The organism is Castellaniella defragrans (assembly GCF_014203015.1).
Lineage (GTDB): Bacteria > Pseudomonadota > Gammaproteobacteria > Burkholderiales > Burkholderiaceae_B > Castellaniella > Castellaniella defragrans.
The window spans coordinates 26,346-43,349 of sequence record NZ_JACHIB010000016.1 but is presented as its reverse complement, the minus strand read 5'-3'; the positions used below and the strand labels follow the sequence as shown (position 1 = coordinate 43,349).

Genomic DNA, 17,004 nt, shown 5'->3' with positions numbered 1-17,004 from the left:
GCGGTCAGCGCGGCGGCGGCGTGTCCGCGTACAGCCCGGCCAGCAGCCGCGCGACCGGCGCCGGCATGCCGTAGGCATCCAGTTGCGCCAGGGGCGCCCAGGCCCGGTCCGCGCCGTCCGGCGCGGGTGCGGCGCCCGCCAGCCGCAGCCGGCAGGGCTGGATGCGCAGCCGGAAATGCGTGAACACGTGGTCGAACGCGGCCAGCGCCTGCGGCGCCTCGCCGGCGGGCAGCGCATCGCGGGCGGCGGCCAGCGCCTCGGCGGACTCGAATTGCGGCAGGGTCCACAGGCCGCCCCAGAGGCCCGCGTCGGGCCGGCGCTCCAGCAGCACGCGGCCCTCGCATTCCGCGATCAGCATCCAGCAGTGGCGCAGCGGCTGCGCCCGGCGCGTGCGCGGCGCCGGCAGCTCGTCCTGGCGGCCCTGGATCCGCGCCTGGCAGTCCGGCGCGAGCGGACAGCGCGCGCAATCGGGCCGCGTGCGGGTGCAGATCGTGGCGCCCAGGTCCATCTGGCCCTGGGTGTAGGCCGCCATGTCCAGGCCGGCGGGCGCGGCGTCGAGCAGCGCCCGGGCGTGGTCCCAGAGCCGCTGCGCCGTGCGCGCCGCCGCGGGGTCGCCCTCGACGGCGAAGTAGCGCGCCAGCACCCGGCGCACGTTGCCGTCCAGGATCGGCGCGCGCTCGCCGTAGGCGAAGGCGGCGATGGCGGCGGCGGTCGAGGGGCCGATGCCGGGCAGCCGCGCCAGTTCGGCGGCGGTGGCGGGAAAGCGGCCGCCGTGCCCGTCGCGCAGCGCCTGCGCGCAGCGGTGCAGGTTGCGCGCGCGGGCGTAGTAGCCCAGGCCTGCCCAGGCCCGCAGCACCGCGTCCTGCGGCGCGTCGGCCAGATCGACGACGGTGGGGAACAGGGCCAGGAAACGCTCGTAGTACGGGACGACGGTGGCGGCCTGGGTCTGCTGCAGCATGATTTCCGACAGCCAGATGCGGTAGGGATCGCGGGTGTGCTGCCAGGGCAGTCCGTGGCGTCCGGCCCGGCGCTGCCAGGCGGCGATGCGGGAAGCGGCGTCGGCCGACGCGCCCGCGGGGCGGGCGGGCGGGACGGAGGCGTCCGGGCGCGGCGCCGTGGCGGTGCGGCGCGCCATCAGAACCGGGTGCGGCGCGTGACCGACAGGCGCGCGGCGATGGCGCCCAGCAGGGCCACCAGCAGGCCGGACAGCAGCAGGTCCGGGGCGGCCGGCAGGCGGATCGCCCAGTCCAGGCCGTAGCTGCGGGCGAAGCCGCCCAGGATCGTGTTCAGCGGCGTCAGCGCGAGCCACGCCAGCAGCAGCGCCAGCAGGCTCGCGGCCAGGCCCGTCAGGGCGCCCAGGTACAGGAAGGGCCGCCGGACGAAGGATTCGGTGGCGCCCACCAGCCGCGCGACGGCGATTTCCTCGCGCTGGGTCAGGGCCTGCAGGCGCACGGTGTTGAACACGGTCGCCAGCACGACGATGATCACCGCGCCGGCCAGCATGCCCAGGCCCATCCGCACGAAGGAGAGCAGGGATTCCAGGCGCCGCACCCACTCGCTGTCGAGCTGGATTTCCTCCACCTCCGGCCACTGGCGCCAGGCCTGCGCCAGGTCGGCCGCCTCGCGCGCCGGGGCGGCGGAATCGCGCAGGGTGACGATGAGGGCGTCGGGCAGGGGGTTGTCGGGCAGGGCGTCCAGGGCGCGGGCCCAGGTCGGGTCGGCGCGCAGCTGGGCCATGGCCCGGTCGCGCGGGATCAGCCGGGCCTGGGCGATCCGCGCGCCGGCCTCTTCGCGCACGCGCGCCAGCAGAGCCTGCTGCGCCGTGGGTGGCGTGCCGGCCTTCAGGAACAGGGTCAGTTCCGGCGCGACCGCCAGCTGCCGGGCGAGCGGCTGGCTGGACTGCAGGACCGAGGCGCCCAGGATGGGCACGGCCAGCATCAGGGCGATGACCACGATGTTGGCCAGCGACGAGAAGGGATGCAGGCGCAGGCGCCGCAGCGCCACGGCCAGGGCGTAGCGGTGGTGTCTCAGCCAGCGATTCATGGCGTCCCCCTGCTGCCGTCGAGACGGCCAGGCGCGTTCGCATCGCTGGCGCTCATGCTGCCCCCTCGGTCGCCCTCGGCCCGGCCCGGCACCCCCGCGATGTCCTCGAAGCGCCCGGCGTCGATGCGCAGGGTGCGCCGCGCGTAGCGGGCCATGAGCGCGGTGTCGTGCGAGGCGATCAGGGTGGTGACGCCGACCTGGTTGAAGTCGCGGAACACGTCCATGATGTGGACGGCGCTGTCGTGGTCCAGGTTGGCGGTGGGCTCGTCGGCGATCAGGATGGCGGGCCGGCCCACGATGGCGCGGGCGATGGCCAGGCGCTGCTGCTCGCCGCCGGACAGCTCGATGGGCGACAGGTCTTCCTTGCCGCGCAGGCCGACCTTTTCCATGGCGGCGCGGGCGCGGGTCGCCGCCGTGGCGCGGTCCAGCCCCAGCACGGCCAGCGGCAGCATGACGTTGTCGAAGGCGTTGCGGTCGAACAGCAGGTGGGCGTCCTGCAGGATCAGGCCCACGGTGCGGCGCAGGTAGGGCAGCGTGCGCGCCGACAGGCGGTCGATGCGGTGGCCGTTGACCGTGACGGCGCCCCGGCTGGCGGGCTCCAGTCCGCCGACCAGCTTCAGCAGGGTGGACTTGCCCGCGCCCGAGGGGCCGGAGACGAACACGAATTCCCCCGGCGCGATGCCGAAATTGACGTCGGCGAGGATGTTGCGCCCCCGGCCGAAGGATTTGAAGACGTGCTGAAATTCGATCATGCGTGTCCTGCGGGTCGATCCGGGTCCGTGCCCAGGGGCTCCCCGCGGCATGGCGCAACCCGGATGCCATGGCGGGTGCAGGGATATCCCGCATGTTTGAGGCCTGCCGTCGCAGGCTACGATCTAGGCCAGACGGACCAATTCCACGAGATTGTATTCCGTGTTGTTCAACGCCACTTGCTCAATCGGGAAAGGATGACTATGAAATTCATGAAACTCGCAGCCGTCAGCGCCGCGCTGCTGTTCGCCGGCACGACCGCTCAGGCAGGTGAAACCTACAATGCCGTCAAGGCGCGCGGCTTCGTACAATGCGGCGTGAACGCCGGCCTGCCGGGCTTCTCCCAGGCCGACAGCAAGGGCGTCTGGAAGGGCATCGACGTCGACATGTGCCGTGCCGTGGCCGCGATGGTGTTCGGCGACGCCAGCAAGTTCAAGGCCACCCCGCTCACCACCCAGCAGCGCTTCACCGCCCTGCAGTCCGGCGAGGTCGACGTGCTCACCCGCAACACCACCGCCACCATGACCCGCGACACCACGCTGGGCCTGATGAGCGCCGGGGTCAACTACTACGACAGCCAGGGCGTGCTGGTCAAGAAGAGCCTGGGCGTGAAGAGCGCCACCGAACTGGGCGGCGCCGCGGTCTGCGTGCTGCAGGGCACCACCACCGAGCTGAACCTGGCCGACTGGTTCCGCGCCCACAAGCTCGACTTCAAGCCGGTCGTGATCAACACCTCCGAAGAAGGCTTCCGCACCTTCGAGTCCGGCCGCTGCGACGTCGTCACCAGCGACAAGTCCCAGCTGGGCAGCCTGCGCGCGTCCTCCGCCACCCCGGACGACTACGTCATCCTGCCGGAAGACTTCTCCAAGGAACCCCTGGGCCCCATGGTCCGCCAGGGCGACGACGAATGGTTCATGGTCGTGCGCTGGGCGCTGAACGCCATGGTCGAAGCCGAGGAATACGGCATCGATTCCAAGAACCTGGACGAAATGCTCAAGAGCCCCAACCCCAACATCCAGCGCATCCTGGGCGTGTCCGGCGACATGGGCAAGGGCCTGGGCCTGGACAAGAAGTGGGCCTACAACATCATCAAGCAGGTGGGCAACTACGGCGAATCGTTCGAGCGCAACATCGGCATGGGCTCCCCGCTCAAGCTGGAGCGCGGCCTGAACGCCCAGTGGACCAAGGGCGGCGTGATGTACGCCTGGCCGATCCGCTGATCGCCTGATCCGGTCTTCGGTCCTTTCGGCCGCCGGGGTTCTCCCGGCGGCCGGGTTCCGGCGGCGCCTGCCGCCTTCATCGCCCGCATCCTATGACTGAAACGACACCCCGCGCACCCAGGGCGCCGCAGCGGCGCTGGTCCTGGAACGATCCGGCCACGCGCGCGCTGATCTACCAGGTCCTGATCCTGGGTCTGGTCGCCCTGGGCGTGTGGTACCTGGCTTCCAACACGCTGCACAATCTGGCGGCGCGCAACATCTCCACCGGCTTCGCCTTCCTGCACGAGGAAGCCGGCTTCGCCATCGGCGAATCGATGGTGGAATATTCACCCGCCGACACCTACGGCCACGCGGTCGTGGTCGGCCTGCTGAACACCCTCAAGGTCTCCGTGATCGGCGTGATCGCCGCCACGCTGTTCGGCACGCTGCTGGGCATCAGTCGCCTGTCCAAGAACTGGCTGATCTCCCGCATGGCCGGCCTCTACATCGAGGTCATGCGCAACATCCCGCTGCTGCTGCAGCTGTTCTTCTGGTATGCCCTCATCACCGAGATCATGCCCGGCCCGCGGCAGGCGCTGCAGCCCCTGCCGGACGTTTTCATCTCCAACCGCGGCTTCAAGATCCCCTGGCTCAAGGGCGACGCCATGGACTGGATCTTCGGCGGGCTGGCGCTGGCCATCGTGCTGATCGTGCTGCTGGCCCATTGGGCGCGCCGCCACCAGGACGCCACCGGCAGGATATTCCCCCTGGGGCGGACCGCGCTGGGCCTGCTGATCGCCGTGCCCCTGCTGGCCTTCTGGATCAGCGGCGGCTCGCTGGAGCTGGACCGGCCCGAACTCAAGGGCTTCAACTTCCAGGGCGGGCTGAACATGTCGCCGGAATTCTCGGCGCTGCTGCTGGGGCTGGTGACCTACACCTCGGCCTTCGTGGGCGAGGTCGTGCGTTCCGGCATCCAGGCCGTCAACCAGGGCCAATGGGAAGCCGCCTCCTCGATCGGCCTGTCGCGGGCGCGCACCCTGCGGCTGGTGATCCTGCCGCAGGCCATGCGGGTCATCATCCCGCCCATGACCAGCCAGTACCTCAACCTGACCAAGAACAGCTCCCTGGCCGTGGCCATCGGCTATCCGGACATCGTGGCCGTCACCAACACCATCCTGAACCAGACCGGGCAGGCCATCGAGGGCATCATGATCATCATGGCGGCCTATCTGGTGGTCAGCCTGTCGATCTCGATCTTCATGAACTGGTACAACAAGCGCATCGCGCTGGTGGAGCGATAGATGGACCGCACACTCCCTGGCACCGATCGCCTGCCGCCGCGCACCGACACCGGCGTGATCGGCTGGATGCGCAGCCGGCTGTTCTCCTCGCCGCTGAACGCGATCCTGACGATCCTGGCCCTGTGGATCCTGCTGCTGGCGGTTCCGGCCCTGATCGACTACCTGTTCGTGAAGCCCGACTTCGCCGCCACGACGGCGGCCCAGTGCCGCGAGACCGGCGGCTACTGCTGGGCCTTCGTGCGCGAGAAGCACCGCCTGATCCTGTTCGGCATCTATCCCTACGACGAGCAGTGGCGCCCGCTGCTGGCCTCCGTGATCCTGGTGGCGGCGATCGTCTGCAGCTGCATCCGCTGGTTCTGGAAACCGTTCCTGGCGCTGATCTGGGTCGTCGTCCTGACGGCGGTGGGCGTGCTGATGTGGGGCGGGGTCCTGGGCCTCACCTACGTGGAAAACGCCAAGTGGGGCGGCCTGCCGCTCACGCTGATCCTGTCCACCTTCGGCATCGCCTTCGCCTTTCCCTTCGGGCTGCTGCTCGCCCTGGGGCGGCGTTCGCACATGCCGGGCGTCAAGGCCGTGTGCGTGATCTACATCGAGCTGATCCGCGGGGTGCCCCTGGTCAGCCTGCTGTTCATGTCCTCGGTGATGCTGCCGCTGTTCCTGCCCGAAGGCTTTTCCATCGACAAGCTGCTGCGCGCCCAGATCGCCATCATCCTGTTCGCGGCGGCCTACGTGGCCGAGACCGTGCGCGGCGGCCTGCAGGCCATCCCCAAGGGCCAGTACGAGGGCGCCGATTCGCTGGGCCTGAGCTACTGGCAGCAGATGCGCAAGATCATCCTGCCGCAGGCGCTGAAGATCGTCATCCCGCCGCTGGTGGGGATCTTCATCTCCCTGTTCAAGGACACGTCCCTGGTGGTGATCATCGGCATCTTCGACCTGACCCAGGCGGCCAAGGCGGCCGTGTCCGACGCCGTCTGGCGCGGCTTCAGCACGGAATCCTACCTCTTCATCTCGGCCATCTACTTCGTCTTCTGCTACTCGATCTCGCGCTACAGCCTGTCGCTGGAACGCCAGCTGGATCAGGGGCAGCACCGTTAATCTTCCCGTATGTACCGGCGGGCCCCGTCCCGCCGCCCAGGAGCCTCCGCCCATGTCGGAACCCATCATCCGCCTGCAGAACGTCAACAAGTGGTACGGCCAGTTCCACGTCCTGAAGGACCTGAACCTGGACGTCGCGCCCAGCGAGCGCATCGTGATCTGCGGCCCTTCCGGGTCGGGCAAGTCCACCATGATCCGCTGCATCAACCGCCTGGAGGAACACCAGGAGGGCCGCATCATCGTCGACGGCACCGAACTCACCAACGACCTCAAGCAGATCGAAGCCATCCGCCGCGACGTCGGCATGGTGTTCCAGCACTTCAACCTGTTTCCCCACATGACCGTGCTGGAGAACCTGACGCTGGGGCCGGTCTGGGTGCTCAAGCGCCCCAAGGCCGAGGCCGAGGCGACCGCCATGAAATACCTGGAACGGGTGCGCATCCCCGACCAGGCCAGCAAATACCCGGGCCAGCTCTCCGGCGGCCAGCAGCAGCGCGTGGCCATCGCCCGGTCCCTGTGCATGAACCCCAAGATCATGCTGTTCGACGAGCCCACCTCCGCCCTGGACCCGGAAATGGTCAAGGAAGTGCTGGACGTCATGGTCGAGCTGGCCGAAGAAACCGGCATGACGATGCTGTGCGTGACCCACGAAATGGGCTTCGCGCGCAAGGTCGCCGACCGCGTCATCTTCATGGACCACGGCGAGATCATCGAGGAAAACGCGCCGGACGAGTTCTTCGACCACCCGAAGAACGAGCGCACCCGGCTGTTCCTCAGCCAGATCCTGCACTGACCCCCCGGGGTTGAAGCATTCCGCCTTTTCGGGAATCATCGACGTGCACGGCCGGCGAGGCTTCCCGCGCCGCCGTCCACGTCCGCACGACAAGGAGAATGAATGATGCGCACACTAACGCAACGGACCGCCCGCACGGCGGCGATCGGCAGCCTGGTGCTCTTGGCGGCCTGCGCCAACATGTCGCCCCAGGGCCAGAACACGGCGATCGGGGCCGGCGCGGGCGCCGCCCTGGGAGCGGGGCTGGGGGTGCTGATCGGCGACAGCGGCAAGGCCGCGCTGATCGGCGCCGGCATCGGCACCGTGGTGGGCAGCGTCGTCGGCTACAACTGGAAGGCGGTCAAGCAGGACGTCGAGAAGTCCGGCGCATCCGGCCTGGGGATCGCCGTCATCGAAATGCCCGACGGCACGCTGAAGGTCAACATTCCCAGCAACGTGTCGTTCGACACCAACAAGGCCGTGCTGAAGCCGGAGCTGCTGCCGGTCCTGGACAGCGTGGCGCGGGCTCTGATCCAGCATCCCGAACTGCGCGCCAAGGCGGTCGGCCACACCGACTCCACCGGGACCGACGCCATCAACGTGCCGCTGTCCCAGCGCCGGGCCGGCGCGGTGACGCAGTACCTGGCGGGCCAGGGCGTCGCCGCCGGCCGGCTCACGGCCGAGGGCCGCGGCGCCGCCAACCCGGTGGGCGACAACGGCACCCCCGAAGGCCGCGCCCTGAACCGCCGGGTGGAATTGTTCCTGTACGCGGTGAAATAGGGAGGGGGCGGGACACTGACCAGTCCCTTGCGGGCTGATCAGTGCCTGGCGCGGTCCTCACGCCTTCTGGTAGATCTCCGCCCCCTGGCTGATGAATTCGGCCGATTTCGCGGCCATGCCCTGGGCCAGGGCGGCGGCCTCGTCCAGGCCGTTTTCCCTGGCGTAGTCGCGCACGTCCTGCGAGATCTTCATGCTGCAGAACTTCGGGCCGCACATGGAGCAGAAGTGCGCCACCTTCATCGAGTCCTTGGGCAGGGTCTCGTCGTGGAAGGCGCGCGCCGTGTCAGGGTCCAGGCCGAGGTTGAACTGGTCCTCCCAGCGGAACTCGAAGCGTGCCTTGGACAGGGCGTTGTCGCGGATCGCCGCGCCCGGGTGGCCCTTGGCCAGGTCGGCCGCGTGGGCGGCGATCTTGTAGGTGATGATGCCGTCCTTCACGTCCTTCTTGTTGGGCAGGCCCAGGTGTTCCTTGGGCGTCACGTAGCACAGCATGGCCGTGCCGTACCAGCCGATCAGCGCCGCGCCGATGCCCGAGGTGATGTGGTCGTAGCCCGGCGCGATGTCCGTGGTCAGCGGGCCCAGGGTGTAGAACGGCGCCTCGTGGCAATGCTTGAGCTGCAGGTCCATGTTCTCGCGGATCATCTGCATGGGCACGTGGCCCGGCCCTTCAATCATCACCTGCACGTCGTGCTTCCAGGCCACCTGGGTCAGCTCGCCCAGCGTGCGCAGTTCGGCGAACTGGGCCTCGTCGTTGGCGTCGTAGCCGGAGCCCGGACGCAGCCCGTCGCCCAGCGAGAAGCTGACGTCGTAGGCCTTCATGATCTCGCAGATGTCCTCGAAGCGCTCGTAGAGGAAACTTTCCTTGTGGTGCGCCAGACACCACTTGGCCATGATCGAGCCGCCGCGCGACACGATGCCCGTCATGCGGCTGGCCGTCATCGGCACGAAGGGCAGGCGCACGCCCGCATGGATGGTGAAGTAGTCCACGCCCTGCTCGGCCTGCTCGATAAGCGTGTCGCGGAAGATCTCCCAGTTCAGCTCCTCGGCGACGCCGCCGACCTTCTCCAGCGCCTGGTAGATCGGCACGGTGCCGATGGGCACCGGCGAGTTGCGGATGATCCATTCGCGCGTTTCGTGGATGTGCTTGCCGGTGGACAGGTCCATCACCGTGTCGCCGCCCCAGCGGATCGCCCAGGTCATCTTCTCGACTTCCTCGCTGATGTCCGAGCGGATGGCGGAATTGCCGATGTTGGCGTTGACCTTGACCAGGAAGTTGCGGCCGATGGCCATGGGCTCGGCTTCCGGGTGGTTGATGTTGGCCGGGATGATGGCGCGGCCGCGGGCGACCTCGTCGCGCACGAATTCGGGCGTGATGCGTTCGGGGATGGCGGCGCCGAAGGACTGGCCGGGGTGCTGGCGGGTCAGGCGTTCGGCCAGGCGGGCGCCGTCCGGGCCGCTGCGGCGCAGCGACTCGACGTACTGCTCGCGGCGCAGGTTTTCGCGGATCGCCACGAATTCCATTTCGGGCGTGACGATGCCCCGGCGGGCGTAGTGCATCTGGGTCACGTTCGCACCGGCGCGGGCGCGCCGCGGGGGCCGCTGCAGGTCGAAGCGCAGCGCGTCCAGTTCCGGGTCGGACAGCCGGGCGCGGCCGTACTGGCTGGTGAGGCCGGGCAGCGCCTCGGTGTCGCCGCGCTCCAGGATCCAGGGCAGGCGCGGGGCGGGCAGGCCCTTGCGGATGTCGATGGCGACGTCGGGATCGGTGTACGGGCCGCTGGTATCGTAGACTGTCAGGGGCGGATTGGATTCGCCGCCGAACAGGCCGGGCGTGTCGTCCTGGCGGATTTCGCGGAAGGGTACGCGGATGTCGGGCCGTGACCCGGTCTCGTAGATCTTGCGGGACTGCGGCAGCGGTTCGATCGCGGCCAGGTCGACGGTGGCGCGGGCGGCCAGGAATTGCGGATTGGCGTTCAAGATATAGCTCCAGGTACGAAAAAGGATTCGGAAATGGAGCCGAGTCGGGGAGGGGGGAAGCGCGTTCCGGAGGGAAGGGTTCCGGGAATCGATGGATGGAACCGGTGAGGAAACCGCGCACGCTCCCAGCATCGGCATTATCCGTACTGGTACGAAGGGTTTCTCTCAACACGCCGGCCAGGCCGGCGAGTACCCCTGCGTGGAGTGGAGTATACCGCCTGCGCAGCGTGGGTGGCCTTTTCGCCGCCGGGCCGCCCCCAGGCGAAAAGCGCCCCCTTGAGGGGCAGCAAGCGGCCAAAGGCTGCGCAGCGTGGGGGCCTTTTCGCCGCCGGGCCGCCCCAAGGCGAAAAGCGCCCCCTTGGGGGGCAGCAAGCGGCCAAAGGCTGCGCAGCGTGGGGGCCTCTTTACTCTTCTTTTCCCGAAATCAGCAGGCTGTCGATCAGGGCGCTGACGGCGCTTTCCACGACCAGGCGGTCCTTGCGGGTGAGGGTCCAGAATTGCCGGGGATCGATCGAGGGAAAGGGCCAGGCGCCTTCGGCCACGGAAGCGGTCGCGCCGGCGGGCGGCGTCATGTCGCCCAGGCCCCGGCTCAGCCAGTAGATGTCCACTTCCAGGATCTGGGCCAGGTTCAGCAGCTTCTTGGGGGATTGGCGGGTGCCGTTCTCGTAACTGGAGATGGCGCTTTGCGACAGGCCGCAGGCGCGCGCCAAAGTCTCCTGCGACAGTCCGCGCAGGAGCCGGGCATGCCGGAGCCGTTCAGCAAAGGTTTCCACTCATGCATTGGACTAAAAAGCTCAAGTACATTGGTGTTCATGAAATAATACATTTGTAATATCTCACGGAAGTGGCAAGGAGCTGATATGCGAGGCCGCCAGGTTTGGGCATTGGCGCCGGAAGACAATGCCGATCTTCAGTATCTGCGGGCCGAGGGCTGCGAAGTGCGGCGCTGCGGTTCCATCGACGCCGCCGACCGGAAGGCGATCCGGGCCGGCATGCTGCCGTGCGACGCCGTGCTGCTGATGGCGGACGCGGCCGCCAACTGCCGCGTGGCGCGGCTGGCGCGCGACATGAGCCTGCCCCTGGACGTGGTGGCCGTCATGGGCCCCGCGCGCCAGGGCGAACTGACGGCGCTGCTGCGGGTCGGGGTGGACTGGGTCATGCGGCAGGGCGATCCGCCCGCCTTGCTGGCCGCCGTGCTGCGCGCCCTGCGCCTGCGCCGCCTGGACCGTGCCGCGGGCCCCGCGGCGGGCACGACGCACGACATCGGGCCGTGGAGCCTGGAGGACCAGGGCTGGTGCCTGCGCCACCGCGACGGCACGTCGCTGCGCCTGACCGTCTCCGAGCGCGCGATCCTGGTCTGCCTGTTCGAGGCGCCCGGCCACATCGCCAGCCACGCCATGCTGAACCAGGCCCTGCTCCAGGGCTGGCGGCATGCCTACGGCCGCCGGCCGCACGACCCCAAGCCGCGCGGCGTCATCAGCCGGCTGCGCTGGCGGGGGCAGCGGGCCGGCATGGTGCCGCCGGTGGAATCCCTGCGCGGCTACGGCTACGTCTGGGAAATCTGAGCCGGCGCCGGGCCGGCCGCTGCCGGCCGCCGCCCGCCGCCGGGCGGCCATCGTCCGGCGCCGGCGTGCAGGACAAAATCCTGGTGCGCCGCATCGTACCCGGGCAGCCGCCGTTCAGCGGTAGCGCTGGACGCCCAGGTCGTCGTGGCGGATGTCGGTCGGCTTGCCCGACACGATGTCCGCGATCAGCCGGCCGCTGCCGCAGGACATGGTCCAGCCCAGCGTGCCGTGGCCGGTGTTCAGGAACAGGTTGCCCAGCCGGGTGGGCCCCACGATGGGGGTGCTGTCGGGCGTCTTGGGACGCAGCCCGGTCCAGAAGTTCACGTCGCCCGGGACGTAGCTGCCCGGGAACAGATCGTTCAGCACCATCTCCAGGGTCCGCTGGCGGCGCGGGTCCAGGGACGTGTCGTAGCCCACGACCTCGGCCATGCCGCCGACGCGGATGCGCCGGTCGAAGCGGGTCAGGGCGATCTTGTAGGTCTCGTCCAGCAGGGTGGACACCGGCGCGCGCTCGGGATCGGCGATGTCCACGGTGATGGAATAGCCCTTCATGGGGTAGACGGGGATGTCCACCACGCCGCGCAGCAGCAGGGGCGAATAGGAGCCCAGGGCGACCACGTAGGCGTCCGCCCGCTCCAGGCCCGAGGCGCATTGCACGCCCGTGACGCGGTCGCCCGCCGTCTGCAGGGCCTGGATGGTCTCGCCGTAGCGGAAGCGCACGCCCTCGGCCTCGGCCAGCCGCGTCAGGGCCTGGGTGAACAGGCGGCAGTCGCCGGTCTCGTCGTCCGGCGTGCGCAGGCCGCCGACCAGCTTGTGGCGCACCTGGGCCAGCGCGGGCTCGTACCGGGCCAGGCGGTCGCCCTCGACCAGCTCGTGGGCGATGCCGGCCTCGCTCAGGGCCTGGACGTCGCGCTGGGCGTCGTCCATCTGCTTCTGGGTGCGGAAGACCTGCAGCGTGCCCTGGCGCCGGCCCTCGAACTGGATGCCGGTCTCCGCCTGCAGCGCGTGCAGGCACTGGCGGCTGTAGGCCGACAGGCGCAGCATGCGGTCCTTGTTGGCGGCGTAGCGGGCCGGCGTGCAGTTGCGCCACATGTCCAGCATCCAGCGCAGCTGGAACAGGCTGCCGTCGGGCCGGATCGTCAGCGGCGCATGCGGCGTGAACAGCCATTTGAACGCCTTCAGCGGAATGCCGGGCGCGGCCCAGGGCGAGGAATAGCCGAAGGACAGCTGGCCGGCGTTGCCGAAGCTGGTTTCCTCCGCCGTGCCGGTCTCGCGGTCGATCACGGTGACTTCGTGCCCTTGGCGGGCCAGGTAGTAGGCGCTCGTGACGCCCACGACGCCCGCCCCTAGAACCAGAACCTTCATGATGCACCCTCAGTGGATTAATTTTTCATGATGATAGGCAATATACCCAGATAAATTTTTATGAAAAAATGAAGTTTTCATGAAAACATAGAGGTGGTTGCGGGCTCCGGCGCCGGCGTGCAGGACAAAATCCTGGTGCGCCGCATCGTACCCGCGCAGGGTGTCCGTTTCGGGCCATTTCCGGGCCGGTTTGCCGCCCCCGTACGCGGTTTCGGGCGCCGGCCGCGGGCCTGCGAAGGCCGTGAATTGGAGAACGATCATGCGCGTACAGAAGGAATCCGTCCATGCCCTGGACAAGATCGACCGCCGCATCCTGGACCTGCTGCAGCAGAACGGCCGCCTGTCGATGACGGAACTGGCCGACGCGGTGGGGCTGACGGTGACGCCCTGCATCGAACGGGTGCGCCGCCTGGAGCGCGACGGCGTGATCACGGGCTACCATGCCCGGGTGTCGCCGGCCGCTCTGGACGCCGGCCTGCTGGTGTTCGTGGAAATCAGCATGTCCAGCAAGTCCGGGCGCACCTTCGAGGAATTCCGCCGCGAGGTGCTGTGCGTGCCGCAGGTGCTCGAATGCCACCTGGTGTCCGGGGATTTCGACTACATGGTCAAGGCCCGGATCAAGGAAATCAGCCAGTACCGCAGCCTGCTGGGCGACATCCTGCTGCGCCTGCCGGGGGTGACTCAGACCAAGAGCTGCGTGGTGATGGAGGAGGTCAAGGAGACCCAGTTCATCCCGGCGCAGCGCTAGGCAGGCCCGGTGAGCGTCGCAGGCACGATTGTCTTCAATCGTAACGGCTCCCCACGTCGCGCCTTGTCAGGCGCTCCGATTCGTCCGGCATAGGATAGTCCGCGGGGACTATCCTATGTCCCGCCTCGTCCGCGCCACGACCATGTTGTCGCGGTGGATCAGTTCCGGGTCGGACAGGTGGCCCAGGATCTCCGCGATGCGGGCGCTGGGCTGGCGCAGGATGCGCGCCGTGTCGGCCGACGAATAGTTGATCAGGCCGCGGCCGCATTCCACGCCGTGCTCGTCCACGCAGGCCACCACGTCGCCGCGCTCGAACTCGCCCTCGACGGCGATCACGCCGATGGGCAGCAGGCTGCGGTGGCCCTGGGTCAGCGCGCGCACGGCGCCGGCGTCCAGGGTGACGCGCCCGCGCAGGCGCAGGTGGTTGGCCATCCAGCGCTGCCGCGCCGAGCGCACCGGCAGGACGGCGCGCAGTTCGGTGCCGATCGGCTCGCCCGAGGCCAGGCGCCGCAGCACGGCGGGCTCGCGGCCGGAGGCGATGATGGTGTGGCCGCCGCTGTTGGCCGCGCGCCGCGCGGCCAGGACCTTGGTCAGCATGCCGCCGGTGCCGATGGCGCTGCCCGAACCGCCCGCCATGGCTTCCAGCGCCGGGTCGCCGGCCTGGCCCCGGTGGATGAAGCGCGCGTCCGGATGCTTGCGCGGATCGGCGCTGTACAGGCCGGACTGGTCGGTCAGGATGATCAGCACGTCGGCTTCGATCAGGTTGGTCACCAGGGCGCCCAGGGTGTCGTTGTCCCCCACGCGGATCTCGTCGGTGACGACCGTGTCGTTCTCGTTGACGATGGGCACCACGCCCAGGGCCAGCAGGGTGTTCAGCGTGCTGCGCGCGTTCAGGTAGCGGCGCCGGTCGGCCAGGTCCTCGTGGGTCAGCAGGATCTGGGCGGTGCGCACGCCATGGCGGCCGAAGGCGGCCTCGTAGGCCTGGATCAGGCCCATCTGGCCCACGGCGGCCGCCGCCTGCAGTTCGGACATGAGCCTGGGCCGCCGGGGCCAGCCCAGGCGCGCCATGCCCTCGGCGATGGCGCCGCTGGACACCAGCACCAGCTGCCGGCCCGCGGCGTGCAGGCCGGCGATCTGCTCGGCCCATTGGACGACGGCTTCCAGGTCGATGCCCCGGCCTTCGTTGGTGACCAGGGAGGAGCCGACTTTCAGGACGAGGCGTTGCGCGTCCCGGGCGACGGAGGGGGAAGGATCCGGACGAGTCATGATGGCGGGCGGGGCGAAGCGGGCGGTTCGGGTGGAAGGCTCAGCAGATTCGGCGGGCTTGGCGGGTTCAGCGCCTGAAACGGGGGTCGTCCGGCTCTCCGGCGTCCGGCGCGTCCGGGGCGGCGCCCGGGGCCACGTCCGGATCCCCGTCCGGGTCCATGTCCGGACCCGGGCCCGCCTGCGGTTCGCCGCGCGTGAAGCGCGGATCCTCGTCGTGGGCGTGGGCGCTGCGCCGCTGTTCGTCCAGCCAGGACTGCAGCGCCCCGGTCAGGGCCTGGGTGCCCGCGCCGGTGAGCGCGGAGATGCCGAAGACCGGACCGGTCCAGCCGAGTTCGCGGCAGATGCGGTCCTGGACGGCGGCGGGATCCTCGACCATGTCCAGCTTGTTGAGCACCAGCCAGCGCGGCTTGGCGGCCAGGTCGGGGCTGTAGCGTTCGAGTTCGCGCGCGATGGCCCGGGCGTCGTGCACGGCCTGGGCGCAGGCGTCGACGTCCGGATCGGGCGAATGCACGTCCAGCAGGTGCAGCAGCACGCGGGTGCGGCTCAGGTGGCGCAGGAACAGGTGGCCCAGGCCGGCGCCTTCCGAGGCGCCCTCGATCAGGCCGGGGATGTCGGCGATGACGAAGCTGTGCGACGGCGAGGTGCGCACCACGCCCAGGTTCGGGTGCAGGGTGGTGAAGGGATAGTCGGCGATCTTCGGGCGGGCGTTGGACACGCGCGCGATCAGGGTGGACTTGCCCGCGTTGGGCATGCCCAGCAGACCCACGTCGGCCAGCACCTTCAGCTCCAGGCGCAGGCGGCGCTGCTCGCCCTCGCGGCCCGGCGTGCACTGGCGCGGCGCGCGGTTGGTGCTGGACTTGAAGTGCAGATTGCCCAGGCCGCCCGCGCCGCCGGCCGCCAGCGTGACCTGCATGCCGTGGTGGTCCAGGTCGAAGAGCTGCTCGCCGCTGTCGGCGTCGTGGATCACCGTGCCCACGGGCATGCGCAGGACGATGTCCGCCGCGCCCGCGCCGTACTGGTCCGAGCCGCGGCCGTTTTCGCCGTTCTTCGCGCGGTGCAGCCGGGCGTAGCGGAAATCGATCAGGGTGTTGATGTTGCGGTCGGCCACCGCCAGGACGGAGCCCCCGCGGCCGCCGTCGCCGCCGTCGGGGCCGCCCATGGGAATGAATTTTTCCCGGCGGAAGCTGGCGACGCCATTGCCGCCCTTGCCGGCGATGACCTCGATGGTGGCTTCGTCTACGAATTTCATGGTGGGGTGTTCCAGGGGGTGGCGTCCCGCGCGGCGCATGCCCGGTCCGGGTGCGGACGGGCCATGGGGCCTGCGGAAATCATTCTAGTCAAAATCGGGCGCCGCTGCCGGGCCGGTCGGGGAGTGCCCGGAGGTGCCGCCCGGGCGGGGCGCCAAACGAAAAGACCCTGCTGAAGAGCAGGGCCTTTTGCGGATCGTGCGGCGATCAGTTCGCCGTGTTCACCGAGACGGTGCGCTTGTTCTGCGCGCCCTTGATGGAGAACTGCACGACGCCGTCCACCAGGGAATACAGCGTGTGGTCCTTGCCGATGCCGACGTTGACGCCGGGGTGGAACTGGGTGCCGCGCTGGCGGACGATGATGCCGCCGGCCGAGATCTGCTGGCCGCCGTAGACTTTCACGCCCAGTCGTTTCGATTCGGAATCGCGGCCGTTGCGAGTCGAGCCGCCGCCCTTTTTGTGTGCCATGATGAGCTCCTAAATGCGATGACCGGATCAGGCCGCGACGGCGTCGATGCGGATCTCGGTGTAGTTCTGACGATGGCCCTGGTGCTTCTGGTAGTGCTTGCGACGGCGCATCTTGAAGATCTTGACCTTGTCGTGACGGCCTTGTGCAAGAACGGTGGCTTTGACCGCGGCGCCCTCGACGAAGGGCGCGCCGATCTTCAGCGTTTCGCCTTCGCCGACGGACAGCACCTGGTCGAGCGAGATTTCTTGCCCAATGTCAGCCGGTATCTGTTCGATTTTCAGTTTCTGGCCGGCGCAAACACGATATTGCTTGCCGCCGGTTTTTATGACCGCGTACATGGGGATTTCCTGTGAGAATGCCCGGGTCGGGCGGCGGGAACTGCGCGCGCGGCGCAATCGCCGCAAGGCGCAAGGCCCAGATGAACCTGCCCGGG

18 protein-coding genes are annotated in these 17,004 nt (G+C 69.1%); 7 read left to right on the top strand and 11 right to left on the bottom strand.

Annotated features, from left to right (window positions below; translation table 11 throughout):
* Positions 1 to 4: 4 nt before the first annotated feature.
* The 3 genes from mutY to HNR28_RS13515 are packed head-to-tail and all read right to left on the bottom strand — an operon-like array spanning position 5 to position 2,795.
* Positions 5 to 1,135 (bottom strand): A/G-specific adenine glycosylase, encoded by a 1,131-nt coding sequence (mutY, locus tag HNR28_RS13525; RefSeq protein WP_184142952.1) that lies wholly within the window; start codon positions 1,133 to 1,135, stop codon positions 5 to 7.
* Complete coding sequence (locus HNR28_RS13520) at positions 1,135 to 2,043, bottom strand: cell division protein FtsX (RefSeq protein WP_151024880.1); 909 nt, start codon at positions 2,041 to 2,043, stop codon at positions 1,135 to 1,137. The genes mutY and HNR28_RS13520 overlap by 1 nt, the downstream gene beginning before the upstream one ends.
* Complete coding sequence (locus tag HNR28_RS13515) at positions 2,040 to 2,795, bottom strand: cell division ATP-binding protein FtsE (RefSeq protein ID WP_151024881.1); 756 nt, start codon at positions 2,793 to 2,795, stop codon at positions 2,040 to 2,042. The genes HNR28_RS13520 and HNR28_RS13515 overlap by 4 nt, the downstream gene beginning before the upstream one ends.
* Positions 2,796 to 2,996: 201 nt before the next feature.
* On the opposite strand from HNR28_RS13515, the gene HNR28_RS13510 reads away from it, so the two are divergent.
* The 5 genes from HNR28_RS13510 (at position 2,997) to HNR28_RS13490 (ending at position 7,940) form a co-directional block, all read left to right on the top strand.
* Positions 2,997 to 4,013 (top strand): amino acid ABC transporter substrate-binding protein, encoded by a 1,017-nt coding sequence (locus tag HNR28_RS13510; RefSeq protein WP_043685130.1) that lies wholly within the window; start codon positions 2,997 to 2,999, stop codon positions 4,011 to 4,013.
* A 92-nt stretch (positions 4,014 to 4,105) separates the two neighbouring features.
* Entirely contained in the window at positions 4,106 to 5,293 is a 1,188-nt protein-coding gene (locus HNR28_RS13505) for an amino acid ABC transporter permease (protein ID WP_043685127.1), read from the top strand.
* The gene (locus HNR28_RS13500) at positions 5,294 to 6,388 is read left to right on the top strand and encodes an amino acid ABC transporter permease (RefSeq protein ID WP_043685124.1); all 1,095 of its coding nucleotides are present in this window, start codon (positions 5,294 to 5,296) and stop codon (positions 6,386 to 6,388) included. It abuts the gene before it with no gap.
* Positions 6,389 to 6,440: 52 nt separating this feature from the next.
* Positions 6,441 to 7,181: an amino acid ABC transporter ATP-binding protein gene (locus HNR28_RS13495; RefSeq protein ID WP_043685121.1), complete on the top strand. Its 741-nt coding sequence runs from the start codon at positions 6,441 to 6,443 to the stop codon at positions 7,179 to 7,181.
* Between the two features lie 102 nt (positions 7,182 to 7,283).
* Positions 7,284 to 7,940, top strand: coding sequence for an OmpA family protein (locus tag HNR28_RS13490; RefSeq protein ID WP_151024882.1), 657 nt, complete (start codon positions 7,284 to 7,286; stop codon positions 7,938 to 7,940).
* 57 nt (positions 7,941 to 7,997) lie between these two features.
* On the opposite strand, the gene thiC is transcribed toward HNR28_RS13490, so the two are convergent.
* Both thiC and HNR28_RS13480 read right to left on the bottom strand, forming a co-directional pair.
* On the bottom strand, positions 7,998 to 9,911 hold the full coding sequence (gene thiC / locus HNR28_RS13485; RefSeq protein WP_151024883.1) for a phosphomethylpyrimidine synthase ThiC: 1,914 nt from the start codon (positions 9,909 to 9,911) through the stop codon (positions 7,998 to 8,000).
* Between the two features lie 404 nt (positions 9,912 to 10,315).
* Positions 10,316 to 10,684: a helix-turn-helix domain-containing protein gene (locus tag HNR28_RS13480; RefSeq protein WP_151024885.1), complete on the bottom strand. Its 369-nt coding sequence runs from the start codon at positions 10,682 to 10,684 to the stop codon at positions 10,316 to 10,318.
* Between the two features lie 111 nt (positions 10,685 to 10,795).
* On the opposite strand from HNR28_RS13480, the gene HNR28_RS13475 reads away from it, so the two are divergent.
* Positions 10,796 to 11,476, top strand: a complete 681-nt coding sequence (locus HNR28_RS13475; RefSeq protein WP_151024886.1) for a helix-turn-helix domain-containing protein — start codon at positions 10,796 to 10,798, stop codon at positions 11,474 to 11,476.
* 114 nt (positions 11,477 to 11,590) lie between these two features.
* Here the strand turns inward: HNR28_RS13475 and HNR28_RS13470 are convergent, their stop codons facing one another.
* A complete protein-coding gene (locus HNR28_RS13470) occupies positions 11,591 to 12,841 on the bottom strand; it encodes a D-amino acid dehydrogenase (RefSeq protein WP_151024887.1) in 1,251 nt (416 codons plus the stop codon).
* Positions 12,842 to 12,850: 9 nt separating this feature from the next.
* Positions 12,851 to 13,102: a hypothetical protein gene (locus HNR28_RS13465; RefSeq protein WP_151024888.1), complete on the bottom strand. Its 252-nt coding sequence runs from the start codon at positions 13,100 to 13,102 to the stop codon at positions 12,851 to 12,853.
* On the opposite strand from HNR28_RS13465, the gene HNR28_RS13460 reads away from it, so the two are divergent.
* Positions 13,101 to 13,589 (top strand): winged helix-turn-helix transcriptional regulator, encoded by a 489-nt coding sequence (locus HNR28_RS13460; RefSeq protein ID WP_043685110.1) that lies wholly within the window; start codon positions 13,101 to 13,103, stop codon positions 13,587 to 13,589. The two genes, HNR28_RS13465 and HNR28_RS13460, sit on opposite strands and share 2 nt — an antisense overlap.
* A 108-nt stretch (positions 13,590 to 13,697) precedes the next feature.
* Here HNR28_RS13460 and proB read toward each other — a convergent pair whose 3' ends face one another.
* The 4 genes from proB to rplU form a co-directional block, all read right to left on the bottom strand.
* Positions 13,698 to 14,855 carry a glutamate 5-kinase gene (gene proB / locus HNR28_RS13455; RefSeq protein WP_151024889.1) on the bottom strand — a complete coding sequence of 386 codons (1,158 nt, stop codon included), beginning with the start codon at positions 14,853 to 14,855 and terminating at the stop codon, positions 13,698 to 13,700.
* A 67-nt stretch (positions 14,856 to 14,922) separates the two neighbouring features.
* Positions 14,923 to 16,104, bottom strand: a complete 1,182-nt coding sequence (gene obgE / locus HNR28_RS13450) for a GTPase ObgE (protein WP_151024890.1) — start codon at positions 16,102 to 16,104, stop codon at positions 14,923 to 14,925.
* Positions 16,105 to 16,309: 205 nt separating this feature from the next.
* Positions 16,310 to 16,570 (bottom strand): 50S ribosomal protein L27, encoded by a 261-nt coding sequence (gene rpmA / locus HNR28_RS13445; RefSeq protein ID WP_043685106.1) that lies wholly within the window; start codon positions 16,568 to 16,570, stop codon positions 16,310 to 16,312.
* 27 nt (positions 16,571 to 16,597) lie between these two features.
* Complete coding sequence (gene rplU, locus HNR28_RS13440) at positions 16,598 to 16,909, bottom strand: 50S ribosomal protein L21 (RefSeq protein ID WP_043685103.1); 312 nt, start codon at positions 16,907 to 16,909, stop codon at positions 16,598 to 16,600.
* Positions 16,910 to 17,004 lie beyond the last annotated feature (95 nt).

Coding starts and splice junctions, on each gene's coding strand:
- HNR28_RS13520 (WP_151024880.1), bottom strand. CDS start 2,043: ATGAATCGCTGGCTGAGACACCACCGCTACGCCCTGGCCGTGGCGCTG.
- HNR28_RS13510 (WP_043685130.1), top strand. CDS start 2,997: ATGAAATTCATGAAACTCGCAGCCGTCAGCGCCGCGCTGCTGTTCGCC.
- rplU (WP_043685103.1), bottom strand. CDS start 16,909: ATGTACGCGGTCATAAAAACCGGCGGCAAGCAATATCGTGTTTGCGCC.
- HNR28_RS13460 (WP_043685110.1), top strand. CDS start 13,101: ATGCGCGTACAGAAGGAATCCGTCCATGCCCTGGACAAGATCGACCGC.
- HNR28_RS13470 (WP_151024887.1), bottom strand. CDS start 12,841: ATGAAGGTTCTGGTTCTAGGGGCGGGCGTCGTGGGCGTCACGAGCGCC.
- mutY (WP_184142952.1), bottom strand. CDS start 1,135: ATGGCGCGCCGCACCGCCACGGCGCCGCGCCCGGACGCCTCCGTCCCG.
- HNR28_RS13495 (WP_043685121.1), top strand. CDS start 6,441: ATGTCGGAACCCATCATCCGCCTGCAGAACGTCAACAAGTGGTACGGC.
- HNR28_RS13500 (WP_043685124.1), top strand. CDS start 5,294: ATGGACCGCACACTCCCTGGCACCGATCGCCTGCCGCCGCGCACCGAC.
- HNR28_RS13515 (WP_151024881.1), bottom strand. CDS start 2,795: ATGATCGAATTTCAGCACGTCTTCAAATCCTTCGGCCGGGGGCGCAAC.
- HNR28_RS13490 (WP_151024882.1), top strand. CDS start 7,284: ATGATGCGCACACTAACGCAACGGACCGCCCGCACGGCGGCGATCGGC.
- proB (WP_151024889.1), bottom strand. CDS start 14,855: ATGACTCGTCCGGATCCTTCCCCCTCCGTCGCCCGGGACGCGCAACGC.
- obgE (WP_151024890.1), bottom strand. CDS start 16,104: ATGAAATTCGTAGACGAAGCCACCATCGAGGTCATCGCCGGCAAGGGC.
- HNR28_RS13505 (WP_043685127.1), top strand. CDS start 4,106: ATGACTGAAACGACACCCCGCGCACCCAGGGCGCCGCAGCGGCGCTGG.
- HNR28_RS13465 (WP_151024888.1), bottom strand. CDS start 13,102: ATGATCGTTCTCCAATTCACGGCCTTCGCAGGCCCGCGGCCGGCGCCC.
- rpmA (WP_043685106.1), bottom strand. CDS start 16,570: ATGGCACACAAAAAGGGCGGCGGCTCGACTCGCAACGGCCGCGATTCC.